The 26602-nt window shown below is 43.0% G+C and carries 20 protein-coding genes; 3 read left to right on the top strand and 17 right to left on the bottom strand.

All coding sequences use genetic code 11. The features are described 5' to 3' along the window. Positions 1 to 31: 31 nt before the first annotated feature. The 4 genes from secA to manA all read right to left on the bottom strand — a co-directional run bounded on the left by secA (position 32) and on the right by manA (position 6910). Positions 32 to 2551 carry a preprotein translocase subunit SecA gene (secA, locus tag SM123_RS02695; protein WP_021153773.1) on the bottom strand — a complete coding sequence of 840 codons (2520 nt, stop codon included), beginning with the start codon at positions 2549 to 2551 and terminating at the stop codon, positions 32 to 34. A gap of 174 nt (positions 2552 to 2725) precedes the next feature. Further along, the gene (locus SM123_RS02690; protein WP_155198784.1) at positions 2726 to 4570 is read right to left on the bottom strand and encodes an APC family permease; all 1845 of its coding nucleotides are present in this window, start codon (positions 4568 to 4570) and stop codon (positions 2726 to 2728) included. Positions 4571 to 4945: 375 nt separating this feature from the next. After that, a complete protein-coding gene (locus SM123_RS02685) occupies positions 4946 to 5686 on the bottom strand; it encodes a MerR family transcriptional regulator (protein ID WP_049523116.1) in 741 nt (246 codons plus the stop codon). A gap of 279 nt (positions 5687 to 5965) precedes the next feature. Then, positions 5966 to 6910 (bottom strand): mannose-6-phosphate isomerase, class I, encoded by a 945-nt coding sequence (gene manA / locus SM123_RS02680; RefSeq protein ID WP_049522813.1) that lies wholly within the window; start codon positions 6908 to 6910, stop codon positions 5966 to 5968. A 115-nt stretch (positions 6911 to 7025) separates the two neighbouring features. Here manA and queG point away from each other — a divergent pair, with 115 nt between their 5' ends. Further along, positions 7026 to 8165 carry a tRNA epoxyqueuosine(34) reductase QueG gene (gene queG / locus SM123_RS02675; protein ID WP_070466486.1) on the top strand — a complete coding sequence of 380 codons (1140 nt, stop codon included), beginning with the start codon at positions 7026 to 7028 and terminating at the stop codon, positions 8163 to 8165. A 298-nt stretch (positions 8166 to 8463) separates the two neighbouring features. Here the strand turns inward: queG and SM123_RS02670 are convergent, their stop codons facing one another. The 8 genes from SM123_RS02670 to SM123_RS02635 all read right to left on the bottom strand — a co-directional run bounded on the left by SM123_RS02670 (position 8464) and on the right by SM123_RS02635 (position 18068). Next, complete coding sequence (locus SM123_RS02670) at positions 8464 to 9090, bottom strand: GNAT family N-acetyltransferase (RefSeq protein WP_320909778.1); 627 nt, start codon at positions 9088 to 9090, stop codon at positions 8464 to 8466. An 83-nt stretch (positions 9091 to 9173) separates the two neighbouring features. Next, positions 9174 to 9689 carry a phosphatase PAP2 family protein gene (locus tag SM123_RS02665; RefSeq protein WP_320909777.1) on the bottom strand — a complete coding sequence of 172 codons (516 nt, stop codon included), beginning with the start codon at positions 9687 to 9689 and terminating at the stop codon, positions 9174 to 9176. A 609-nt stretch (positions 9690 to 10298) separates the two neighbouring features. Then, positions 10299 to 12059: an ABC transporter ATP-binding protein gene (locus SM123_RS02660; protein ID WP_201036779.1), complete on the bottom strand. Its 1761-nt coding sequence runs from the start codon at positions 12057 to 12059 to the stop codon at positions 10299 to 10301. After that, the gene (locus SM123_RS02655; RefSeq protein ID WP_320909776.1) at positions 12052 to 13854 is read right to left on the bottom strand and encodes an ABC transporter ATP-binding protein; all 1803 of its coding nucleotides are present in this window, start codon (positions 13852 to 13854) and stop codon (positions 12052 to 12054) included. The genes SM123_RS02660 and SM123_RS02655 overlap by 8 nt, the downstream gene beginning before the upstream one ends. Beyond that, positions 13851 to 14297, bottom strand: coding sequence for a MarR family winged helix-turn-helix transcriptional regulator (locus SM123_RS02650; protein WP_298620032.1), 447 nt, complete (start codon positions 14295 to 14297; stop codon positions 13851 to 13853). Before SM123_RS02650 ends, SM123_RS02655 begins: the two co-directional genes overlap by 4 nt. Before the next feature lie 135 nt (positions 14298 to 14432). Then, on the bottom strand, positions 14433 to 14843 hold the full coding sequence (locus SM123_RS02645) for a peptide deformylase (RefSeq protein ID WP_320909775.1): 411 nt from the start codon (positions 14841 to 14843) through the stop codon (positions 14433 to 14435). Between the two features lie 247 nt (positions 14844 to 15090). Further along, positions 15091 to 15990, bottom strand: coding sequence for a fructokinase ScrK (gene scrK / locus SM123_RS02640; RefSeq protein WP_023918997.1), 900 nt, complete (start codon positions 15988 to 15990; stop codon positions 15091 to 15093). Between the two features lie 158 nt (positions 15991 to 16148). Next, the gene (locus SM123_RS02635; protein WP_003008594.1) at positions 16149 to 18068 is read right to left on the bottom strand and encodes a sucrose-specific PTS transporter subunit IIBC; all 1920 of its coding nucleotides are present in this window, start codon (positions 18066 to 18068) and stop codon (positions 16149 to 16151) included. 376 nt (positions 18069 to 18444) lie between these two features. On the opposite strand from SM123_RS02635, the gene SM123_RS02630 reads away from it, so the two are divergent. After that, complete coding sequence (locus SM123_RS02630; RefSeq protein WP_320909774.1) at positions 18445 to 19899, top strand: sucrose-6-phosphate hydrolase; 1455 nt, start codon at positions 18445 to 18447, stop codon at positions 19897 to 19899. Continuing rightward, on the top strand, positions 19880 to 20845 hold the full coding sequence (locus tag SM123_RS02625) for a LacI family DNA-binding transcriptional regulator (RefSeq protein WP_024055083.1): 966 nt from the start codon (positions 19880 to 19882) through the stop codon (positions 20843 to 20845). The genes SM123_RS02630 and SM123_RS02625 overlap by 20 nt, the downstream gene beginning before the upstream one ends. 71 nt (positions 20846 to 20916) lie before the next feature. Here SM123_RS02625 and nusB read toward each other — a convergent pair whose 3' ends face one another. The 5 genes from nusB to uvrA all read right to left on the bottom strand — a co-directional run bounded on the left by nusB (position 20917) and on the right by uvrA (position 26507). Continuing rightward, positions 20917 to 21348 (bottom strand): transcription antitermination factor NusB, encoded by a 432-nt coding sequence (gene nusB / locus SM123_RS02620; RefSeq protein ID WP_003008602.1) that lies wholly within the window; start codon positions 21346 to 21348, stop codon positions 20917 to 20919. Beyond that, a complete protein-coding gene (locus SM123_RS02615) occupies positions 21341 to 21730 on the bottom strand; it encodes an Asp23/Gls24 family envelope stress response protein (protein ID WP_003005404.1) in 390 nt (129 codons plus the stop codon). The genes nusB and SM123_RS02615 overlap by 8 nt, the downstream gene beginning before the upstream one ends. Positions 21731 to 21766: 36 nt before the next feature. Next, positions 21767 to 22327, bottom strand: a complete 561-nt coding sequence (gene efp, locus SM123_RS02610) for an elongation factor P (protein WP_003005479.1) — start codon at positions 22325 to 22327, stop codon at positions 21767 to 21769. Positions 22328 to 22617: 290 nt separating this feature from the next. Next, positions 22618 to 23685, bottom strand: a complete 1068-nt coding sequence (locus SM123_RS02605) for a M24 family metallopeptidase (RefSeq protein ID WP_155126460.1) — start codon at positions 23683 to 23685, stop codon at positions 22618 to 22620. Further along, complete coding sequence (gene uvrA, locus SM123_RS02600; protein WP_129299820.1) at positions 23682 to 26507, bottom strand: excinuclease ABC subunit UvrA; 2826 nt, start codon at positions 26505 to 26507, stop codon at positions 23682 to 23684. The genes SM123_RS02605 and uvrA overlap by 4 nt, the downstream gene beginning before the upstream one ends. Positions 26508 to 26602 lie beyond the last annotated feature (95 nt).

Raw genomic sequence — 26602 nt, 5'->3', positions numbered from 1 at the left:
GACCCATCCTCTTTCTATTTCAGAGGAGCTCTTAAAATTTACGCCCGTGACAGTTTTTGAATTTCTTGCCTGAACCACAAGGGCACAAATCGTTGCGTTTCACTTGTGACAAGTCAATATCTGCTGGAATATCTTGTTGTTGCGCTGCAATGTTGCGAGTCGCAGTTGTTGAAATACTGTGTTCCGTACGTGGACGTTCTTGTTCGTGAATTTGGGCTTTCATCATGAGACGAGTCACATCAAATTCAATCGATCCGATCATATCGTTAAACATACGGAAACTTTCTGATTGGTATTCTACCACTGGGTTATTTTGCGCATATCCACGGAGTCCAACTGCATTTCGCAATTGATCCAAAGCATCGATATGGTCCGTCCACTTGCTGTCTACCACTCGAAGGATCAAGACTTTTTGGAATTCTTGCACAGACTCTTCGTCACGCAATTTCGCTACTTGGCTAGCATAGATTTCTTCTGCACGTGCATACAAGTAATCGATAACTTCCTTGTCAGATTTTCCTTCAATATCGCTTGCAGAAATCGTATCTTCCGGAACCAAATTGTATTTGGCAAAGTTCAGAATCGCTTCAACGCGTTCTTCCTTGCTTGAGTGGCTGGCCCCTTCAACAATCCGTTTGATGGTCCGTTTGATCATGGCCTTGATTTCAGGTGCCAAGTCACGGTTAGCTGTGATGACATCATAGCGTTCAGCGTAGATAATTTCCCGTTGTTCCCGCATCACGTCATCGTATTGAAGGACTTGTTTACGGGTATCGTAGTTGTTTCCTTCAACCCGTTTTTGTGCACCCTCTACTTGACGGGTGAACATATTTGAACGGATCACCGATTCTTCTTCGCTCAACTTGAAGCGATCAAGCACTGCTTTGATCCGTTCAGAACCGAAACGGCGCATCAATTCATCTTCAAGAGACAAGTAGAATTGAGATTCACCTGGATCCCCTTGACGTCCTGAACGTCCACGAAGCTGGTTATCGATCCGACGGCTTTCGTGACGTTCTGTCCCGATAACACATAGTCCACCGAGTTCGCGAACACCTTCACCAAGCTTGATATCGGTACCACGTCCGGCCATGTTGGTCGCGATGGTAACAGCACCACGTTGACCAGCGTTCATGATGATTTGCGCTTCTTTGTAGTGGTTTTTCGCATTCAAAACTTCGTGAGGGACACCTGCTTGAACCAACAATTGAGAAAGGTAATCACTGGTTTCAACGGCAACGGTACCTACTAGGACTGGTTGACCTTTTTCATGACGAGACTTCACATCTTCCACAACAGCCTTAAATTTTGATTTCAAGCTTGGGTAGAGAAGGTCTGGATGGTCAATACGGGCAATCGGACGGTTGGTTGGAATTGGAATCACGCGAATGTTATAAATTTCACGGAATTCTTCTTCTTCGGTTTTCCCTGTCCCTGTCATCCCTGACAACTTCTTGTACATACGGAAGAGGTTTTGGTAAGTAATCGATGCAGATGTTTTGGTTTCTTCTTGAACTGGAACACCTTCTTTGGCTTCAATCGCTTGGTGAAGTCCATCAGAATAGCGACGTCCTTCCATGGTCCGACCAGTAAATTGGTCGACGATCAAGATTTCTTGATCTTCGCTGACCACATAGTCGATATCCAAAATCATGATGTAGTTGGCACGAAGGGCGTTGTCGATAAAGTGAGTCAAAGCTACATTTTCAATATCGTACAAGTTTTCAAGATTAAAGTAGCTTTCTGCTTTATCGATTCCTGAATCAGACAAACCGATGGTTTTAGATGGGACATCGATAATGTAATCGTCCTCTGTCAAGGTCTTCACATAAGCATCCGCCATGTGATAGAGCTGGCTCGTATCAGAAGCTGTCTGACCAGAAACGATCAACGGAGTACGCGCTTCGTCAATCAAGATGGAGTCTACCTCATCGACCAAGGCATAGTTCAATGGACGTTGAACCATGTTTTCTGCACGCACAACCATGTTGTCACGCAAGTAGTCAAAACCAATCTCTGAGTTGGTTGAGTAAGTGATATCACAGAGGTAAGCTTCTTTTTTCTCAGCTGGAGATTTTGCTGCAAGGTTGATCCCTACTGAAAGGCCAAGCCATGAGTAAAGTTCTCCCATCTCTGTTGCATCCCGCTCTGTCAAGTATTCATTGACGGTAACAACGTGCACCCCTTTACCAGACAAGGCATTCAAGTACACCGGCATGGTTGCTGTTAGGGTTTTTCCTTCCCCTGTACGCATCTCTGGAACGTCACCATGGTGAAGGACGATTCCCCCCATGACCTGAACCTTGTATGGGAACAAACCAAGAACCCGTTTTGCAGCTTCACGAACAACTGCAAAAGCCTCGTACAAGAGATCATCCAAAGACTCACCATCTTGGTAACGTTGCTTAAACTCAACTGTTTTCGCTTTTAATTCGTCATCCGTCAAAGCTGCCATTTGGTCTTCATAAGAAAAGACCTTATCAGCCATTTTTTCAAGGCGTTTGATTTCGCCTCGATCATTTTCAATAATTGTTTTTAATAAATTTGCCATTTTTTTCCTTACTTTGAATTTTTCAAAATCTAAAATGTTCTTTTTATTCTAGCATTTTTTAAACATTTTTTCAAGATCAAGGCTGTATCTTACAAGACTTTCGAGTGGTTTTTTTCGTGTAAGAAAATCCAAAAAGATGCCTGCTCAAGCAGACATCTTTTCTTTAGGCGATCGTTATTCAGACAAATGGTAAGAATAGCTTGCCACAACCACTTCTTCATGCCAACGAAGTGCATACTTCAATTTCAAACTCATTTGGTTGTGGAGAATATTTTGCCAATGTTTTTTAGGGATAAATTGAGGGACTAGGACTGTAACGGTGTTGCCTTTTTCCTTGGCCTCCTCAGCCACTTTTGAGACAAATTCAACTGTTGGCTGGATAATATCCCGGTAACTGGTCATGACATTTTCAAAGCGAATATGAGGGAAATAGTGCTTAAATTCTTCTGCTACCTCAGCGTCTTTAACCTTGGTTTCTTCCGTTGAGACGTGCATAGCTATAACATCGTTTCCTAGGCTATTTGCATAACTCATAGCTCCCACACTTACCTGAGTGACATTCCCAACAAGGACAATCACGGTATTGCCCGCATAACTTGTCTTTTCGATCTTACCTCCCAAGCGCAATTGAGCCGCAACTTTATCATAGTGATTACGGATACTCAAGAACATCCAAAGCAAGAGACCAATAATAGGGAAGAAGGGCCAGATCTCACGCAAACGGAATAATAAGAGGATCAAGACAATTCCATAACAGATGGCTGCCCCCAGGATATTGGCAAGCGAATACTTAAGAAATCCTTTTTGATATTGGCGTTTCCAGTGGATCACCATCCCTGTTTGAGAAAGGGCAAAAGGAATGAAGACCCCAATGGTATAAAGCGGAATCAAGCTTTCTGTTTGTCCATCAAAAATCAAGAGCAAGACGATGGCACCAATCGCCAAGGTCAAAATCCCATTAGAATAGCCCAGACGATCCCCTTTTTCCATATACATGTGTGGCATGTATTTATTTTTAGCCATGTTAAAGGCCAACATTGGAAAGGCGGAGAAACCGGTATTAGCCGCAACTGCCAAGATCAAGGCTGTTGATAATTGGAAGATGTAAAAGAAGGCTTGTCCAACTGGGGAATTCCCTAAGATGGCTTGGGCCATTTGGGCTAGAGTTGTTACCCCTTTAGCCGGAACGACACCCACCCAGTAATTGAGGAAGGTAATCCCTGCAAACATGATCCCCAAAATCAAAGCCATAATGGTCAAGGTAGAAGCTGCATTCTTTGCTTTTGGTTTCTTAAAGAAAGGAACCGAATTGGAGATGGCTTCAACCCCTGTTAGGGAAGCGGATCCACTCGTAAAGGCCCGCAATAAGAGAATAATACTAACCCCTGAAATGGTTTGACCCACATGAGCAGTTGCGTTATAGGCCAAGTGACCCGTCAAGATTTGGATCACACCATAGCCGATCAAGGCAATGGTACTGACAATGAAAAGGTATACCGGAATCATCAATGATGTCGCTGATTCACGTAGCCCCCGAAGGTTCATCAGCATCAAAATCAAGACCAACAAAATGGAAATGTGAAGATTATAAGGATGAAGAGATGGAATCGCTGACGTGATGGCATCTGCACCGGAAGACACAGATACTGCTACTGTCAGCATGTAGTCGACTAAGAGACTACCACCAGCGATCAAACCCGCTTTGGGAGACAAGTTCTCCGTAGTCACCATATAGGCCCCTCCCCCTTGAGGGTAGGCATGAATGACTTGGCGATAAGAAATCGTTAAACTAGCTAGGAGAACCAGGACCACAATCCCAATTGGAATGGACCACCAAATAGCTCCTGCTGATACGGTCATCAAGACCAAGATAACTTGCTCTGGACCATAGGCAATAGAAGAAAGTGCGTCACTAGAGAGCATGGCCAAAGCCTGCATTTTCCCTAGCAATCCGCCTTCACCTTCTGCACCAGATTTCAACGGACGGCCAATAAACCATTTTTTCAATGTTGAAAACATAAAAAACTCCTTGAAAAAAGATCATGAGGCCGGGAATTCCCTGCCTCTTTTTCATAAAACTGGGGTTATTCTACTCTTTTTTTTCAAGACTGTCAACTGAAATTGTGAAATCTTCGTAAAGTTTTCATTGTGTTCATTTATCCAACCTCTCTTAGATCAGCCAGCTTCTTTTCAAATTGATCCAAGCAAAAAACGAGGCTAGGACAAAAATCCTAGCCTCTCAATTATTTTTGGATTGTCGAGCAAGACGCAGTGGTTGAGTGGGCTCTACTGCGCTGATTTCATCAGCTTTTACAGTCCTACTCAACTGTGCGGAGGTAGGACGACGAAATCGAATTCTAACGAATGACCGATTTCTGTCCCACTCTCTCTTTTTTATTTGGGTTGATGTGCCACATAGTGGGCAATGACATCCGAAGTGTACTGGGCTGTGCCAGCTCCAAACTTGTCGATGTTTTCCTTGAATTCTGGGTTATAGACATAGCCTTTGCCGATATGGCCAAAAACCTCTATAGAGCAGTCAAATCCATACGTTCGAATTGCTTCTAAAAGTTTAGCTGCCTGATTTTGATTTTCATTTGCGGATACGGATAGACCATCTTTGAGATTTTGCGCCAAAGTTTGAAAAACTTGGTTGAAGGCTTCCGTAGCCTCATCTTCACGCCCCTTTTGGCGCTCAAGCGCTTGGTCCATGACTTCTTGACCGTACTTCTCTACCGCCTCTTGCTGGTATTTTTGAGTATCTTGATAGCTAAATCCAGTGAATTTTTCCTCAATGGTCATTTTTCTTTCTCCTTTTTGTTCTTGAATGGTTTTTTGCAAGGTAGAAATCAAGGTATCCAGACGTTGTCTTTCTTGAGTCAAATAGTCCAACTGTTTGGTCAAATGGGGCAATAAGTTAGCTTTTTCTTCAGCTAAGAGTTCTGCTATTTGGTCTAAGGAAAATCCTAGATACTTGTAGTAGAGAATCACCTGTAATCGTTCTAAATCTTCTTGACTGTATGTCCGATAACCATTTTCAGATTTCACAGGAACGAGAAGTCCTATCTTGTCATAGTGGTGCAAGGTCTTGACAGAGACACCCGACAGCTCTGCAGCTTCTTTGATATGGTACATGATTTCCTCCTTGTACTCAATGAAAATCAAAGAGCAAACTAGGAAGCTAGCCGCAGGTTGCTCAAAGCACTGCTTTGAGGTTGTAGATAGAACTGACGAAGTCAGTAACATATATACGGTAAGGCGACGCTGACGTGGTTTGAATTTGATTTTCGAAGAGTATTACAAGGATAGTATAACCCCTCCCCTTAGGTCAGAGTCAAGGCTTAACATAAAAAAAGTTTTCAGATAAAAAAGGCTTGAGTTGTTTCACAACTTTTAACTCAAACCCTTTCTTTTTTATGGATGACTCACGATCAATTCTAAACCTTGCCCTTCCAAAGTCCAAGATTCAACATCGCTCGGTAAGATAAAGTGACTTCCTTTTCGAATAGGATAATCCTTTCCATCTACCGTCAATTTTCCTTCTCCGGCTAAGACGCTTAACAAGCTGTAATCAGCAGTCTTTTCAAAATCAGCTTTTCCAGTCAGTTCCCACTTATAAACAGTGAAGAAATCACTGGCAACCAAGGTGGTCATTCGAAGATCATCGACAACAACTGTATCTGGATGACTATTTGCCGGCTCACCGATGTTTAACACATCAATCGATTTTTCCAAGTGAAGCTCCCGCAAGTTTCCTTGAGCATCCTTGCGGTCAAAATCATAAACCCGGTAGGTGGTGTCACTCGACTGTTGGGTTTCAAGAATCAAAATTCCAGAACCAATGGCGTGCATGGTCCCGCTTGGCACATAGAAGAAATCTCCAGCCTTGACTGGAACCTTTGTCAGCAAAGCATCCCAGTTCTTGTCCTCAATTTGCTGACGGAGTTCTTCTTTTGACTTGGCATTGTGTCCATAGATAATCTCAGATCCTTCATCAGCCGCAATCACATACCAACACTCAGTTTTTCCAAGTTCTCCTTCATGTTCCATTGCATAGGTATCATCTGGGTGCACCTGTACACTGAGCCAATCGTTGGCATCTAAAATCTTTGTTAATAAAGGAAAGACAGGCTCTTTACGATTACTGAATAATTCCCGGTGCTCTTGATAGAGCTGATCCAATCCCATTCCTTCGTATGGACCATTGGCTACTTTAGAAACACCATGTGGATGGGCTGAAATCGCCCAAAATTCACCGACATGGTCGCTCGGAATTTCGTAACCAAATTCTTCTTTCAGACGAGTTCCTCCCCAAATTTTTTCCTGCATGACTGAATGTAAAAATAATGGTTGTCCCATAATATCCTCCTCGCATTTCATGTTTCTATTATACAAAAAAAAGAAAGTTTTTGAAAGCCCTTCCCATTATTTTCCTCTCTCGCCAGAAACTTCATTTTTGTGTATAATGAAAGGGATGACACTAAAAGAAAATATTATCCAACTGGCGCATTCTATTGGGATTTCAAAAATTGGATTTACAACTGCTGATGACTTTGCTTATTTGGAAAAATCGCTCCGCTTGGCCGTTGAGGAAGGACGGAATTCTGGATTCGAGCATAAGAATATTGAAGAGCGCATCCAACCCAAATTAAGTCTCTCCTCCGCAAAGACCATCATCTCAATCGCTGTCGCCTACCCCCACAAACTCAAGCAACAACCTCAAAAAACAGCCTATAAAAGAGGAAAATTTACCCCCAACAGCTGGGGATTAGACTACCATTATGTCCTTCAAGACAAGCTCAACCGCTTAGCTGCTGGGATTGAAGAAATGACGCAGGATTTTGAATATAAGGGTATGGTCGATACTGGAGCACTGGTAGATACAGCCGTCGCCCAACGAGCAGGGATTGGCTTTATCGGAAAAAATGGCTTGGTCATTTCAAAAGAATACGGTTCTTACATGTTTTTAGGGGAATTGATTACCAACCTCGAAATCGAACCAGATCAACCAGTCGACTATGGTTGTGGAGACTGTCGGCGTTGTTTAGATGCTTGCCCAACCTCCTGTTTAATAGGGGATGGCTCTATGAATGCCAAACGCTGTTTGTCCTTCCAAACCCAAGACAAGGGCATGATGGACCTAGAATTTCGCAAGAAAATTAAAACGGTCATCTATGGATGTGACATCTGTCAGATTAGCTGCCCTTATAACAAAGGGCTGGATAATCCCTTGGCAACAGAAATCGATCCTGATCTGGCTCATCCAGAGTTGATCCCCTTTATTGAACTGTCTAACGGACAATTTAAGGAAAAATTCGGGCATGTTGCTGGAAGCTGGCGAGGCAAGAATATCCTCCAACGCAATGCAATTATCGCACTAGCCAATGCCAATGACCGCTCAGCCATCCCTAAGCTCCTGAACATCATCGAAACTTCACAAAATCAGATTCATATTGCAACGGCTATCTGGTCCTTAGGGCAACTGCTTCGTGAAGTCACGCCGGACCTTGTTGAGCTCTTACGGAATATCAAACATCCGACCGATGCTATCATAGAAGAACGAACTGCTTTCTTTGAAAAATTCGGCATTCAAGCAGATTCACAGCTACAATGAAAAAACACTAAGGTTGTCACCTTAGTGTGAAGGCGTATACAAATTGCTATTTTATACAAATCTATTAACTTCTGTAAAAATAAAAAAATTTATTCGTTAGAATTATTCAATCATCAACTGAAACTTTCCGACGTGAGAAAAGCTCTTGAAACTTAATAGTTTCAAGAGCTCGGGAGTTTTGAGACCTTAGGCTCAAAACTAAGTCATGGAACTTCTTCGAAGTTCGCTGACGTCCGTAGTCACCTAAGGAAAGTTTCTAAAATGACTTTGTCATCAATCTGACACTAAGGTTGTATCCTTAGTGTTTTTTTAGTTCTTTCAAGAAATACCAACTACCCATCTCTACTTGGTTAAAGCTAATCTCACTTGAATAGACTTCCTTGTAGCCATTTTTTGTGTAAAAATAGACATTTCCTTTGGTATTGGTATAGAAGGCTAGTTTTTCCCCTTTGATCTCTTCCAAGAAAGGCTCAATTCCTTCTGTCATAAAGCGACTGCCATAGCCCTGCCGTTGGTGTTTAGGGGCGACTGCGAGAAGCATCAAATACCAATCAAAATCTACATTTCCCTCCAATTCCTTATCCGTGTCCTCCATAAATTTAAAGTAGGCCAACATATTTTTCAAGGAAATAAACTTGAGCAAACCGAATCCCCCATTTAAGAGATAGGCCCGAAAAGGAATCGGTCCTTTTTGCAACAAGGCTACCGCATAAATTTCATCGTTTTTTTCTGCCACAAGGCAAATATGGTGCTTGAGAAAAACCTTCACCAAGATGCGCATCATTGCCTCAACAAAGGCAGGATACTGCTTGGGATCACGCACCAAATCCTTGATGACTTTTAAAAATAGATAGTCCTCAAAGGCTGTACTGGCTACTCGAACCACCTGATCCAGATCTGCTTTTTTTGCTTTTCTGTACTTCATCTTCTCTCCTATTCTAAGTCCACTTTCCAGTATACACTATCCCTCGCTCTTAGACAAAGGTCAATTTTTAAGAATTTGTTCATTCAAGCCAGCAAAAAGAGTCCTCCCCAGACGAGTCCCAATCCCCAAGCGACGAGGACATCCTTGGGATAATGAACCCCTCCAAGAACTCGGACAAGGGCTAATAGAAGAGATAGGAGCATCGAGCACATTCCTAGCGGAAGCGACAACTGGCAGACACACATGGAGATAATGGTGGCCGAAAAAACATGTCGGCTAGGAAAGGAATGTCCGGATGAATTCTTTTCCAATAAGGGTTGAATCTCCCATTTCTCATAAGGTCTCGGAATATTAACCCAATGACGAAAGAGGCTAAACAAGACAAAACCCGAAGCAGGGATCCAGATAAAAGGCCAGATGCCTCCCATTGAAGTTTTCTTAAAAAACAGCCAACAAAAGACCAGGCCGTAGATGCCTGGCATGGCGAACGTCAGGATTCGATTCATCCTTTGAAGGACCCGCACACGATGTGGTTTTCTCGCAAAAGGCAGGGTTAGCCAACGATAAAATTTCGGATAATCTTGAAGATTGGGCTTCATGTTGGCACTCCTGTCTTTCATCTTATTTTATACTACTAGTATACGCGATCCTAAGAAAACCTGTCAAGCCAGGCTTCTTTTTTATCCTTTCTTTCTTCTTTTTCACATGATTTATCACTAAAATCTGATGATTTATCATTTTTCTGTCTCTAAGAAACGTCTTTTCCATTACTATTATCGATAAAAAAATGAGGCTGGGACAAAAGTCCTAGCCTCTTAATTGTTTTTGGATTGTCGAGCAAGACGCAGTGGTTAAGTGGGCTATACTACGCTGATTTCATCAGCTTTTACAGCCCTACTCAACTGTGCGGAGGTGGGACGACGAAATCGAATTCTAACGAATTACCGATTTCTGTCCCACTCTCATTTTTTCACTTTGTATGTTACGCCCTTTGTATCTTGTTGGAATTGCGACAGGACGAAGGTGGATCGATATTATCCACCTGAGGAGTTAGTGAGTCGTGTCGGCAAGGCACCATTGTGCTTGCCATTGCACGAATTGAACACGCCCTAAATGCTGTGTGAAAATAGGAAATTCTCTTGTGAGCATGTCTCACTGCAAGAATTTCCTATTTTCACTGTGCATTTTACGGGCTTTGTATCTTGTTCTTACGCTACTTCTTCTGTGAATTGGCTATTGTAGAGATCGGCATAGAAGCCATTTTGGCTCATGAGTTCTTGGTGGTTACCCTGCTCGATAATATTTCCATCTTTCATCACGAGAATCAGATCCGCATTACGGATAGTGGACAAGCGATGGGCAATGACAAAGGAGGTCCGGCCTTCCATGAGTTTGTCCATGGCTTTTTGAATCAACTCTTCTGTACGGGTATCGACAGATGAGGTTGCTTCATCCAAGATGAGGAGCGGGGCATCCTTCAAGAGGGCACGCGCAATGGTCAAGAGTTGCTTTTGACCGACGGACAAGGTGACAGAATCATCTAGCACGGTGTCATAACCATTCGGCAAGGTCCGAATAAAGTGATGGACCCCAACAGCTCGTGTTGCTGCTTCCACCGCTTCGTCTGAAATATCCGTTTGATTGAAGACCAGGTTTTCTCGAATGGTCCCCTCAAATAGCCAGGTATCTTGCAAGACCATCGAAAAGGCATCATGAACTTCTTCTCGGCTCATGGCCTTAGTATCCACACCATCGATGGTAATTTTACCAGCTTGAATGTCGTAAAAACGCATCAAGAGATTGACCATGGTCGTCTTACCTGCACCTGTCGGACCAACAATGGCCACTTTTTGCCCCGGTTTGGCTTCAGCTGTAAAGTCATGGATAATAGTCTTGTCTGGTGAATAGCCAAAGCGAACATGCTCAAAGGTGACATGACCTTTTGGTGTTTCCAATTGACGTGTTTTTTGGGATTCGTCTTCCATTTCTTCTTCGTCTAAGAATTCAAAGACACGCCCCATAGCAGCACTGGCTGATTGCAATTGGGTAATTCCTTGGGCCATTTGACCAATTGGTTGGGTAAAGATGCGGACATAGGTCATAAAGGCCACAATTGTCCCGATGGTAATGTCTCCATTAATGGTGAGGACAGCCCCAACGATACAGACCATGACATAGCCGAAATTCCCTACAAACTGCATCAAGGGCATCATGATCCCAGAGAAGAATTGGGATTTCCACATGCTATGGTACAAATCTTGGTTGATGGCATCAAAATGATCTTTAGCTTGATGGCGGCCATTATAGGAAATAACAACATTGTGGCCACTATAGATTTCTTCAACATAGCCTGAAACTTTGGCAAGATTATCTTGTTGCTGTTTAAACAAAGGCTGACTCTTGACCATAATGATGCTAGAAAGAGCAAAGCCAGCAAAGACGGATACAATCGCTGTGACAGCTAAGTGCCAGTCCGTCTTAAACATCATGAAGATGGAGCCGATCAATAAGACGATAGAGGAGACCATTTGAACCAAGCTTTGGTTAAAGGATTGGGTCATCAAATCCACGTCATTGGTCACACGAGACAAGGTATCTCCTTGTTCGTGACTATCAAAATATTGGAGGGGTACACGATTGATCTTTTCAGCGATGGCATTGCGCAAGCGTTCTGCGAAGCGCTGAATCATCGTTGAGATAATGAAGCTACTGCTGTAGGACACTAGTGCTCCAACTCCATAAAGGATGGCTAAGGTCAGAGCAATCGAAGTGATCTTGTCAATATCAATGACTCCTCCCATCCCTTTTGTGATAGTATCCGTGATTTCTTTTAATTTATCCGGTCCAATAACCGTGATAATACTCGATACGACCGAAAAGAGGATAGCAACTAGGAAAAATAGGTGGAAGCCCTTCAAATAGGGAGAAAGTTGTCTCCAAAGGGACGATTCTTGTTTTGTTTTATGCATGTTCCAACTCCTCCTTAGACAATTGTGAATAGGCAATTTCTTGATAGACTTCATTGGTCGCAAGCAATTCCTTGTGGGTACCTTGACCGACGACCTTCCCTTGATCCAGGACCAAAATCAAATCCGCATCCATAATGGTCGAAATCCGTTGGGCAACGATCAATTTGGTCGTATCTGCCAACTCTTCTTTTAGGGCTTGTCGCAAGATACGATCCGTTTTATAATCCAGGGCTGAGAAGGAATCATCAAAGATGAGGATCTCGGGCTTGCGTGCAAGGGCACGCGCAATGGCCAAACGTTGACGTTGTCCTCCAGAGAAGTTGCTTCCTCCTTGCGCTACTTCTGTATCCAAGTCCTTCTCTTTTGTGGCAACAAACTCTTTGGCTTGGGCCAATTCAAGAGCTTTCCAAATAGCTTCATCCTCTAATTTTCCTTGACTACTTTCTCCAAATTCCATATTGGAGCGAATAGTGCCACTGAAGAGCACTGCTTTTTGGGGAATGTAGCCGACTTTATTGTTCAATTCTTGGTGGCTATAGCCCTTGACATTGACGCCATCCACTAAGATCTTTCCTTCTGTCGCATCGTAAAAACGTGGGATTAAATTGACCAAAGTGGATTTACCAGAACCAGTTGATCCGATGAAGGCAACAGTTTGTCCTTTCTGAGCTGAGAAGGTCACATGTTCAATCACCGCACGGGAAGTCCGTCCATAGCGGAAGGAAACATCTTGAAATTCTACTGTACCTGCTTGGCCTGTTGTTTCTTTTGACTCACTTGGGAAGGCTACAGACGGTTCAAGAGCCAAGACCTGATTAATCCGTTTTGCGGATACTAGTGCACGAGGAAGAATAATCAAGATGGCCACCATCATCATAAAGCCAACGACAACCTGCATGGCGTAAGAAGAAAAGGTGATCATATCTGAGAAGACCTTGGTCCGATCCGCTAATGCAGGACTGGTGAAGATCTTTGTAGGATCTTTTGGCATGGCGATATCATTGATCAAGTGCGCCCCAATCCAGTAGATAGCAAGGGTCAAGCCACTTGATACCACTGTCATGACAGGGTTCATCAGAGACATCAAACGATAAACAAAGAGATTTAGACGGGTTAAGCCCTTGTTTTCAGCCTGGAATTTCTCATTTTGATACGCTTCCGCATTGTAGGCGCGAACGACCCGCACCCCAGTCAAACTCTCCCGTGTCGTCGCATTCAAGGCATCGGTCAAACCTTGAACCTTTTGCTGGCGTGGAAAGGCAATCAGAACCAGAACAGAAAGCAGAATCAAGACCATCAAGACCGCAATCCCAACAGAAGTTGTCCAGGCACTGCTCTTGCCCCAAATCTTGGTCAAGGCCCAAATCGCCATAATAGGCCCACGCGTCACGACCTGCATCCCCATGACAATCATGATTTGTAACTGGGTCAAATCATTGGTCGTCCGAGTCAAGAGAGAGGGAACGGAGAATTTCTTGATCTCTGCATCAGAGTAATCCATCACCTGGTGGAAAATCTCTCCTCGAAGCCGCGTCGTAAAGCTGGCAGCGACTCGTGAAGCCAAAAAGCCCACAAGAACTGCCATCAAAAAGCTTCCAAAAGAGAAGAGCAACATCTTACTCCCTGGCTCCATGATATCAGAAACCTTGGTCCCCTCCTTAGCTAAGAGGGTCGTAATATCGGACAAGTATTCCGGGGTCTTTAAATCCATCCAAACTGCCAGACAGATAAAGACCGTACTAAGGGCAATCACGCCCCATTCTTTGGCGGTTAAGCGCCGAAATATATTGATCATTCCTCGCTCCTTTTTTTCATATTCTCATAAAATTGATGCATAACCTTGAAAAAGATAGCCAATTCTTCTTCTGATACACCCGCTACTAGACTCCGTTCTACCTCTTCAAAGAATTGCTTCATGTCATTCAAATTGGCTTTCACACTGTCTGTTAGGTAGACATACTTGGCCCGTTTATCGGTCGGACTAGCCTCTAAATAAATAAACCCATTTTTCTCCATTCGCTTGATCAGATTACTGGTCACGGATTTTGTGATATGAAGTTCCTGTTCAACATCCCGAATTAAGGTCACTTTTCCCTCCTTTTCACGATGAGATAAGAATCTCAATACCTGACCTTGTGGTCCTGCGCTAAATTCAAACCCTCTCTTCTTGGCCTCTCTTTCCACCATGAGGTGAATGAGATGGCCAATTTTTTTTAATTCTTGTAATGGCTTTTCCATCATTCCTCCAAATAGTTCTCATAAGAACCTTAAAGTTACTATGAGAACTATTTTAGCACAAAAAAGATCCCTGTCAAGAAAAAAGTTTCTATAAGAACTAAAAAAATGGAGCCCAATCGACTCCATTAATGACTTCTAGATAATAATGCCTTCTAGATGATCCATTTCGTGCTGACAGATCTGGGCCGGAAAGCCTGACAAATGAATTGTTTTTGCATTCCAATTCACATCTCGATAGGTCACTGTAATCTCCTCATAACGGGTGGTCGGCCGACTCCCTACCAAGGACAAGCATCCTTCCTCTGTTTGGTAAGGTTTTTTCTTTTCAAGGAGAACAGGATTAAACAGGACCAAATTTTCACTTCCTATTCGGATGATAATCGCCCGTTTTTTCACCCCGATCATATTAGCCGCTAAACCAACACACTCAAGGAGATGAGCATTTAAGGTGTCCTGCAAATCCAAAGCCAAGGTGCGATCCTCAGGTGTCGCTTCTTCTGACTTTTGACCCAAGAATAAGACATCCTTTACAATATTCTTTTTCATTCCTTCCTCACTTCTTGATAGATAGACGAAAGAAGAGAGTGGGACAGAAATCGGTAATTCGTTAGAATTCGATTTCGTCGTCCCACCTCCGCACAGTTGAGTAGGGCTGTAAAAGCTGATGAAATCAGCATAGTAGAGCCCACTCAACCACTGCGTCTTGCTCGACAATCCAAAAATAATTGAGAGGCTAGGACTTTTGTCCCAGCCTCCTCGCTCTTGTTTCTAACCTCTAAGAGACAATTGCTTCTTATTTTTTAAGCTTTTCGCTCACTTCTTTTGCAAGGACAAAGTTCCCCAAGGTCGCTGAACCATTGCCGGCAACTGCAGGTGTCACAATATAATCTCTCACATCTGGTACAGGGAGGTAACCGTTCAAGAGGGCAGTAAATTTCGTGCGAACACGATCTAACATATGTTGTTGAGCCATTACTCCCCCTCCAAAGACAACGACGTCTGGGCGGAAGGTAACTGTCGCATTCACTGCTGCTTGTGCGATGTAGTAGGCTTGAATATCCCATACATTGCTGTTGAGTTCAATGTTTTCCCCACGAATACCCGTACGAGCTTCGAGACTAGGACCAGCCGCAAGACCTTCCAAACAGCCATTGTGGAAAGGACAAACACCCTTGAATTCTTTTTCCACATCCATTGGGTGTTGAGCCACATAGTAGTGCCCCATTTCTGGGTGTCCAGCTCCCCCGATAAACTCGCCACGTTGGATGACACCAGCTCCGATTCCTGTTCCGATTGTATAGTAAACCAAGTTTTCGATATGGCCACCCGCGTTATTGCGTGCGACTACTTCTCCATAGGCAGAACTATTTACATCTGTTGTGAAATAGATAGGTACATTCAAGGCACGACGGAAAGCCCCAACGATATCTACATTGGCCCAATTTGGTTTTGGAGTCGTTGTGATGAAACCATAAGTGTTTGAATTTGGATCGATATCAATTGGTCCAAATGATCCAATCGCAAGCCCAACTAGATCCTCAAATTTTGAGAAAAATTCAATACACTTATCAATCGTCTCAATTGGCTTGGTTGTTGGAAATTGTACTTTTTCCACAACATTATAGTTTTCATCACCAACTGCACAAACAAATTTTGTACCGCCAGCTTCCAAACTTCCATATAATTTTGTCATGTTGGCTCCTTTTTTATTATGAAAAATATCCTGTATTTATTATAGCATATTTTGTAGTCAATCTTTTTCTCTTCTCTAAAGAAAAAACACACTTTTTTTGAGAAATAAAATTCAAGGACTGGAGATGATAGACCAGTCCTTGAGAACTTATTTTTCGATTAAGCTTTGACTTCGATGATCGCATCACCCTTCGCAACAGATCCAGTTGCAACAGGTGTGACAGAAGCATAGTCAGCTGTGTTAGTGACGATCACCATAGTTGTGTCTTCAAGACCAGCTGCGGCAATTTTCGCTGCATCAAATGTACCAAGGACATCACCAGCTTTCACTTTATCACCTTGAGCTACTTTTTGATCAAATCCTTCACCGTTCATTGATACGGTATCAATCCCAACGTGGATCAAGATTTCAGCACCATTAGCGGTCTTCAAACCGTAAGCGTGACCAGTTGCAAAAGCAATGGTTACTTCAGCATCAGCTGGTGCATAGACAACGCCTTCAGTTGGTTTGATGGCAATTCCTTGTCCCATCGCTCCACTTGAGAAGACAGGATCATTCACATCAGACAAAGCAACAGCTTGACCAACGATCGGAGAGATAATGGTTTCGTCTTGAAGAGATGCTGGAAGAGCTCCAGTTGTTTCTTCTTCAATAATAGCTTCTGCTTCTTTGTCCTCTGCAGGAACTGATGAAGCTTCATCTTCATAACCAAACATATAAGTCAAACCGAAACTTAGGGCAGTTGTAAATACAACCATAAATACATATTTCAATAATTGACCGTTTAGATAGAGAAGCGTTCCTGGAATAATTGTAATACCAAATCCTGTACCAGCAAGATTTAACATAGATGCAATCCAACCACCTACTGCACCTGCTCCCAAAGCAATAACGAATGGTTTCACATAACGCAAGTTTACACCAAAGATTGCAGGCTCAGTAATACCTAACAAGGCAGAGATAGTTGCAGGAAATGCTAGAGCTTTCACTTTTTGAGATTTAGATTTCACTGCCACTGCTAAAGTAGCTCCAGCTTGTGCAGTCATAGCCGCTGTAATAATTGCATTAAATGGATCTTTTTTATCTGCAGTAATTAATTGTGATTCAAGAAGATTAAAGATATGATGGACGCCGGTAACGACAATCAACTGATGAACGCCACCAATAAGAAGACCTGCAAGACCAAATGGTAAATTCAAAATAAACTTAGTTACATTTAGTACATATTCTTCGATACTGTGGAAGAATGGACCAATAATAAACAAAGCGAGGAATGACATGATTGTCAATGTGAATAATGGAACCAATAACAAATCTAAGACATCTGGAATTTTCTTATGGAGCCACTTTTCAAGTTTCGCACCAATTAGACCAACGAAGAAAGCGGGAAGAACTGAGTTCTGGAATCCAACCACATGATGGAAGATACCAAAGTATGTTGCTGCTTTAGAAGGATCTTCCGCTACAACCCACGCATTTGGAAGTGTCGGACTAACCATCATCAAACCAATTACAATCCCAAGAACAGGATTTCCTCCGAATACTCGGAATGCAGACCATGAAATCAAGGCTGGGAAGAAGGCAAACGCGGTATCAGTTAAAATTGTTGAATAGGTATAAAAATCAGTAGATTTAAATGCATCTGCTGTTGTGCCAAACAAAGCCAAAACCTGGTCTTGAGCAATGGCACCACGAATCCCCATAAACAATCCAGTCGCAACAATTGCTGGTAGAATTGGAACAAAAACGTCTCCAAAGGTACGGATCGCGCGTTGGAACCAGTTTCCTTGTTTAGCGGCTTCTGCTTTCATTTCATCTTTTGATGATGTTGGTAAGCCAAGAGCTACTACTTCATCATAGATCTTGTTTACAGTACCAGTACCAAAGATGATTTGGTATTGACCTGAGTTAAAGAAAGCACCTTGTACTTTTTCAATGTTCTCAACAACATCTTTGTTGATTTTTGATTCATCTTTTACCATCACGCGAAGACGAGTCGCACAGTGAGCAACACTGCTAACGTTCTCAACCCCACCGATTGCATCGATGACCTGCTTTGCAATTTCTGTATTTGACATTTTGCAAAAATCTCCTTATTTTTTGTAATGTAAACGGTTAAATCGTTTCTACGTTTTTAATTGTACCACGTATTGAAAATATGTCAAGCGTTTTGCAGGATTTTTTTGAAACTTTTTTGGACTTTTTGACACCTTTTGACAGTATGAAACTATTTTCATTTTAAAACAGGCCTGTACTACGCTTTTTAGCACTTTAAATCAGACTTTTATTTTCATTTTCTTTCATATTTTATAAATTTTCAACTTCTCCTCTTTTCTTCAGGCTGCAAAATAGCTGTCAATCGTTTGACATTTTTTGCCATTTTTTTCATTTATTGCTTGCATTTTTAATAGGAAATCGTTACTATGGAAGTAAGAAAAAATTCGGAGGAATAAAATGGAATGGACAACTGAACGTCGTTACAGACGTTACGAAGACTGGACAACAGAGGAAAAGCAAGCCATCCAAGAAAACATGGCGAAATCTCCTTGGCATACACACTATCATGTTGAGCCAAAAGCAGGTCTCTTAAATGATCCTAACGGTTTTTCCTACTTTGATGGGAAATGGATCTTGTTTTACCAAAATTTTCCATTTGGAGCAGCTCATGGATTGAAATCATGGGTACAAACAGAAAGCGAAGACTTGGTTCATTTCAAAGAAACTGGTGTAACGCTTCTTCCAGACACAGATCTGGATAGTCATGGAGCTTATTCCGGATCAGCCATGCAGTTTGGTGACAAACTATTCCTATTCTACACCGGAAATGTTCGTGATGCAGAATGGGTTCGTCATCCATACCAAGTCGGTGCTTTGATGAACAAGGACGGAAAGATTGAAAAAATTGACAAAATCTTGATTGATCAACCGGCTGACTCTACGGATCACTTCCGTGACCCACAGATTTTTAATTTCAAGGGTCAATTCTACGCTATCGTTGGCGGTCAAGACCTTGAGAAGAAAGGATTCATCCGTCTCTATAAGGCTGTAGATAACGACTATACCAACTGGGTTGCAATCGGTGACTTGGATTTTGCAAACGATCGGACAGCTTATATGATGGAATGTCCTAACCTAGTCTTTGTTGGAGGCCAACCCGTTCTCCTCTACTGTCCTCAAGGCTTAGATAAATCCGTTCTCGATTATGACAATATCTATCCAAATATGTACAAGATCGGGGCAAGCTTTGACCCAGAAAAGGCCAAAATGGTCGATGTATCTGAATTGCATAATCTCGACTATGGTTTTGAAGCCTATGCCACTCAAGGATTTAATGCTCCCGATGGACGTGCCTATGCTGTTAGCTGGCTAGGTCTTCCAGACGTTTCTTATCCAACGGATTCCTATGACTACCAAGGAGCTCTCTCACTGGTCAAAGAATTAACCATCAAAGATGGCAAACTCTACCAATACCCAGTTGAAGCGATCAAGGACTTGAGCGCTGAGAGTGAGGCATTTGCCAACAAGGCACAAACCAAGAACTGCTATGAATTGGAATTGCAGTTTGAAAAGGATAGCCAGAACGAAATCGTCCTCTTTGCAGATGCAGAAGGAAAGGGCTTAACTCTCACATTTGATCTGGCTAAAGGATTGGTCACAGTCGATCGAAGCCAGGCTGGTGAGCAATATGCCCAAGAATTCGGTGCGAGCCGTAGCTGCACAATCGCTAACCAAGCAACAACCGCTAATATTTTCATTGACAATTCGATTTTTGAAATCTTTATCAATAAAGGAGAAAAAGTATTTTCTGGTCGGGTCTACCCACATGCAGATCAAAATGGAATCTTGATCAAGTCTGGAACCCCTACTGGAACATACTACGAACTTGATTATGGTCGCAAAGCTAACTGATGTCGCCAAACTCGCCGGTGTCAGCCCTACTACTGTCTCACGGGTTATCAATAAAAAAGGATACCTGTCTGAAAAAACGATCCAAAAAGTCCAAGAAGCCATGCGAGAATTGGGCTATAAACCTAACAATGTTGCTCGTAGCCTCCAAGGAAAATCAGCCAAGTTAGTCGGCTTGATCTTTCCCAACATCAGTAATGTTTTCTATGCTGAATTAATCGACAAACTAGAGCACCAACTCTTCAAACACGGCTATAAAACCATCATCTGCAATAGTGAACACGACTCCGAAAAAGAGCGCGAATACATTGAGATGTTGGAGGCCAACCAGGTAGATGGCATCATTTCAGGAAGCCATAATTTGGGCATTGAAGATTACAACCGGGTAACTGCTCCTATCATTGCTTTTGACCGCAACCTCTCCCCAGAAATTCCGGTTGTCTCTTCAGACAACTACGCTGGCGGGGTGCTTGCAGCAGAAACTTTAGTAAAAACCGGAGCCCGAAAGATTATCATGATCACAGGGAATGACAACTCTAACTCCCCAACTGGCTTGCGTCATGCGGGATTTGCATCAGTTCTACCTGAGTCCATGATCATTAATGTTTCCAGTGATTTCTCCCCTATTCGCAAAGAAATGGAAATCAAACAGATTTTAACCCACCACAAACCAGATGCCATTTTTGCCTCCGATGATTTGACGGCGATCTTGATCATGAAAGTCGCTAGAGAATTAGATATTCAGATTCCTCAGGATTTGAAAGTGATTGGTTATGATGGAACCCAGTTCATCGAGACCTATACACCTGAACTGACAACCATCCAACAACCCCTCGAAGACATTGCTATCCTCATGGTGGATCTTTTACTCCAAAAGATAGAAGGAAAAAAAGTAGCAACTACCGGTTATTTCTTGCCCGTTAGTCTCCACTCTGGAAAAAGTGTCTAAAAGCAATATCCCCTCAGTAGAAACTGTGGGGATATTTTTTACCAAAAAAAGAGCCAGTAGGCTCTTTTTACTTATTCTTCTGTCACAAATTGACTGAGGACACCGTTGACAAATCGTGAAGAGGTTTCATCTGAAAAGGCCTTGGCCAATTCCACCGCTTCATTGACTGCGACGATCTGTGGTGTATCAAACTCTGTCATTTCATAAATTCCCAGACGAAGGATGTTTTTCTCTACCAAGGTCAAGCGCTCAACAGTCCAGCCGGTTTTCAAATGTTGACCGATTTGTTGGTCTAGTTGATCTTTTGACTGATAGACACCCGTCACGAGATTCATGAGAAAGGCAGGAAGATCGACTTCTTTGTCTTCTGCTAGGTCCTTGTCATGTAGATAAGCAAAGCGACAAGCTTCAACAATGTCTCCATCGTATTCCAAGGCCATCAAGGCTTGGAAGGCGCGCTCACGCAAATCTCGACGTGATTCTAATAAAATTTCATCAGTCATTGAGGAAGTCCTCATTAAACAAGTCTTTCAAGTCTGGTTTTGGAGATTTTTCCGTTGCAATACCAACAACGTGAATGTTGACAGCATCCAAGGTTACATCTGCCATATCATAAACTGCAGACTTAACCGCTTTTTGAATGGCTACAGCGACAGATGGTACAGCCACTCCATATTCTAAATAGAGATAGATGTCTACTGAAACTTGACCATCTTCTTCTGTATGAAGGTAAACGCCACGTCCAAGTGAGCGTTTGGATAAGCTATCTGAAACACTCTTGTTTTCAAGCGAATAGACACCCTCTACTTTTGCTGTCGCAATCGCAATAATTTTTTCTAATACACGTGGTGCAATAACGATGTCACCAAATTGTTCAGTTGCCATAGAAGTTCCTTTCTATTTGACACCCTGAGATGTCTCTTATGCACGAGAAACGTAAGTTCCTTCAGTAGTGTTAATGACCAATTTTTGTCCAGCTTCGATGAAGTCAGGAACGTTTACGACCAAACCAGTTTCCATTGTAGCAGGTTTACCAGAACCAGTCACTGTAGCACCTTTGATAGATGGTTGAGTTTCTGCAACAGTCAATTCAACAGTTGTAGGTACTGTTACACCGATGACTTCGCTTCCGTAGAATTGAATTTTTACTTCTGAGTTTTCAAGGATGTAAAGCAATTCTTGTTCTACATTCACAACTGGAATTTCATATTGGTCATATGTTTCAGTGTTCATGAAGTAGGCTGTATCATCCATTTTGTACAAGTATTGAGCTGGAACAGTTTCGATAATCGCTTGTTCAAATTTTTCTTCTGGACGGTAGCTTGTATCAAATGTTGAACCAGTACGGACATCACGCAATTTCATACGCATGATAGTGTTTCCTTTACCTGGTTTGTGGTGGCTAGCTTCCAAAACGCGGATCAATTTTCCGTCAGCTGTTTCAAAAGTCATACCAGCTTTCAATTTACTTGCTTCGATCATGTTTTATTACCTCTTTTTTAAAAATAGATTACTCTTTATTGTAACACACTATTTGATTTTTCTCAAACAGCAATCTTCTCTTTTTGAGAAGAAAGGATTGCTATGGACCGCCCCTGATCCATCCAGATCCAAATTCCCCTTTGCTTCTTTCGTGTTTTGTTATTGTAGTTCCTATACCAAAATGGATAGGGCTCCAAATAAGATGTCTGGGAGAAGAATTACTCTACAATTCATTTCATAGTCTTCTCTTCACATCTCTGTCTAAACAGAAGTTAAGAAAAACGTATATTTTATAGGACAATCAATTCTTTAGGAGCAAGGGTCAAGACTTCACAGCCTGTTTCTGTGATCAAGAGGTCATCTTCGATCCGCACACCAGAGAGACCTTCGATATAAATACCTGGCTCATCTGTTAAGACCATCCCTGCTTGAATCGCTTCTTTAGACGTTTGGCTGAAGTATGGCTCTTCGTGGATATCTAGCCCAATTCCATGACCGATTCCATGAGTAAAGTATTGACCATAGCCGGCTCTTTCGATCACATCACGTGGAATTTTATCAAAATCACGGAAGCCAAGTCCATCTTTAGCCGCATCAATCAAGGCTTGATTGGCTTTCAAAACGGTTTCGTAAATTTCTCTTTCCTTGTCGCTGACATGTCCTGCATAGATAGTCCGTGTCATATCGCTGACATAGTGGTTATACAAGCAACCAAAATCAAGGGTCAAGGCATCTCCTGCTGAAATGACCCGATCACTTGGAGTCGCATGAGGCATGGCAGAGCGTTCACCAGCTGCTGAAATAATATCAAAAGATACACCAGAAGCTCCCAACTCCCGCATTCTAAAATCAAGGAAAGTTGCTGCTTCCAACTCTGTCGTTTTCCCTACCTTGATATAGTCTAAAATATCATGGAAGGCTTGGTCAGAGATGCTACAAGCTTTTTTAATGGCCGCAATCTCAGTTTCATCTTTAATCAAGCGCAATTCCATGACAAAGTTCGCTAGGGATTGAAGGCTAATGCCACTGAAAACAGAAGCCATGCGGGCATGGTAGGCCACCGTCACTTCGTCCTCAAAACCAAGTTCTTTGATGCCAAGATCCTTTACGATCTCTGCAGCTCCAGTCAACTCATCGCGGGTTTCCACAATCTCTACAAAGGGGAAACAAGTCGCATGGGCATGAATGGTGTAGCGCGAATCTGTAAAGAGGACCACGCGTTCTTCTGTCACCAAAGCAGTCCCGTTTGAACCCCAGAAATTGGTCAAGTAATAAACATTTTTCAAATTGTTAATCAATACCGCTTTGAGGTTTTGGGCTTTCATTTTGTTTCTTAAGTTGCTGATCCGTTGATTCATTGTAATTTTCCTTTCAAATATTGTCCTGTGTAGCTAGCAGGATTTGCTGCTACTTCTTCTGGTGTTCCGGTCGCAATAATGGTTCCTCCACCGACACCACCTTCTGGTCCTAAATCGATGATATGGTCTGCTGTCTTAATGACATCCAAATTGTGCTCAATCACAAGGACTGTATTGCCATCATCCACAAATCGCTCTAAGACTTTGATCAAGCGAGAAATGTCTTCGGTATGGAGTCCGGTCGTAGGTTCATCCAAGATATAGAAGGATTTGCCTGTAGAGCGCTTGTGCAATTCAGAAGCCAACTTCATCCGTTGCGCCTCCCCACCTGAAAGGGTGGTCGCTGGTTGCCCCAGCGTTACATAGCCCAAGCCCACATCTTGGATGGTCTTGAGTTTGCGTTCAATTTTTGGAATGTGCTTGAAGAATTCAACTGCCTTGTTGACCGTCATATCCAGCACTTCAGCAATATTTTTTTCCTTGTAGTGGACTTCAAGGGTCTCACTATTGTAACGACGTCCATGGCAGACCTCACAAGGAACGAAGACATCTGGCAAGAAGTGCATTTCAATCTTGATGATCCCATCTCCTGAGCAGGCTTCACAACGCCCACCCTTGACATTGAAACTAAAGCGGCCTTTTTTATAGCCCCGAATTTTGGCTTCATTGGTCTGAGCAAAGAGATCGCGAATATCATCAAAGACGCCTGTATAGGTCGCTGGATTGGAACGAGGAGTCCGACCAATCGGGCTTTGATCAATGTCGATCAAGCGATCGATATGCTCAATCCCCTGAATCGTCTTGTATTTCCCTGGTTTTTCCGAATTACGGTTGAGCTTTTGAGCGATGGCTTTTTTCAAGATGCCATTGATCAAGGTCGATTTTCCAGAACCGGAAACTCCAGTGACTGCAATGAATTTGCCCAGAGGAAAGCGTGCAGTGATGTCTTGTAAGTTGTTCTCACTGGCCCCTGTAATTTCAATATAGCGACCATTTCCTGAACGGCGCTCTGTTGGAACCGGAATCTTGCGTTTGCCGGACAAGTACTGGCCAGTGATGGATTTGCTGTTGCGAGCCACCTGCTTAGGAGTTCCAGCCGCAACGATCTCTCCCCCAAAAACACCGGCACCTGGGCCGACATCGATCAGGTAGTCTGCCTCTCTCATGGTATCCTCATCATGTTCGACGACGATCAAGGTGTTGCCTAAATCGCGCATCTTCTTGAGACTGGCAATCAAGCGGTCATTGTCCCTTTGATGGAGGCCGATAGACGGCTCATCCAAGATGTAAAGGACACCAGAGAGGTTGGAACCAATCTGGGTTGCCAAGCGAATGCGCTGGCTTTCTCCACCTGACAAGGTCCCAGCCGATCGTGACAAGGTCAAGTAATTGAGCCCCACATTGTTTAAGAAGGTCAAGCGATCCTTAATCTCTTTTAGGATCGGTCTTGCAATCGTAGCTTCATTGTCTGTTAAGACCAACTGATCCACAGCTTTTAAGTGGTCCGCAATTGATAGATCTGACACTTCCCCGATATGCATCCCCTTTTCTCCTCCGACACGAACAGAAAGAGCCTGGTCATTGAGACGGTAGCCATGGCAGGTCGCACAGGTCAATTCGTTCATATAAGAGCGCATTTGGTTGCGAGTGAAATCACTATTGGTCTCACGGAAACGACGGTGAATATTGTTTACGACCCCTTCAAAAGGAATCTCGATATCTCGAACTCCACCAAACTCATTTTCATAGTGGAAGTGGAATTCCTTCCCGTTTGACCCATAGAGAACCAAGTCCTTTTCTTCTTGAGAAAGATCGGAAAAAGGTCGGTCCATATCAACGCCAAAATGGATCATGGCCTGCTCCAACATCTGTGGATAGTAGTTGGAAGAGATCGGATTCCAAGGAGCAAGTGCTCCTTCGCGAAGGGTTAAGCGATCATCTGGCACCACCAAATCCAAGTCCACCTCTAGCTTAATGCCCAGCCCATCACAGTCTGGACAAGATCCGAAAGGTGCATTGAAAGAAAAGAGGCGGGGCTCTAATTCAGGAACGGTAAAGCCACAGACTGGACAAGCATAATGCTCAGAAAAGAGTAGCTCTTTGCCATCCATGGTATCAATCACCACATAACCATCCGCAATCCGAAGAGCTGCTTCAATCGAATCAAAGAGCCGCGAGCGAATGCCCTCTTTGATCACGATTCGGTCCACAACCACTTCAATCGTGTGTTGCTTGCTTTTAGACAGTTCTGGAACCTCTGTCACATCATAGATCTCACCATCGACCCGCACCCGGACATAGCCGTCTTTTTGCACCTTTTCAATGATATTCTTGTGCTGGCCTTTTTTCTTGCGAATAATGGGAGCTAGAATTTGCAGGCGTTGGCGCTCTGGTAATTCCAAGACTTGATCGACAATTTGCTCAACCGAAGAAGCTGTAATCGCTCCATGCCCATTGATACAATAAGGCGTCCCTACACGCGCATAGAGCAAGCGCAGGTAGTCATTGATCTCTGTTGCCGTCCCCACTGTAGAACGGGGGTTTTTACTGGTCGTTTTTTGGTCGATGGAAATGGCTGGACTCAAGCCGTCAATGGAATCCACATCTGGTTTTTCCATATTTCCCAAGAACTGACGGGCATAGGCCGATAAGCTCTCCACGTAGCGGCGCTGACCTTCTGCATAAAGGGTATCAAAGGCCAGACTGGACTTTCCAGAACCAGACAACCCCGTCACCACGACTAATTTGTCCCGTGGAATTTCCACGTCTATATTTTTTAAATTATGGGCGCGTGCCCCATGAATGACAATTTTATCTTGCATGTTCTTACTCTAATCACCTTTTTGTTAACCTCCATTATAACAAATTTTTTAGTATTCTTTTATCCAAAACCGTCCTTTTTCTGATATAATGTTAA

This window comes from Streptococcus sp. S5 (assembly GCF_034134805.1).
In the GTDB taxonomy this organism is placed as follows: domain Bacteria; phylum Bacillota; class Bacilli; order Lactobacillales; family Streptococcaceae; genus Streptococcus; species Streptococcus lingualis.
This window is presented reverse-complemented; position numbering and strand designations above follow the sequence as displayed.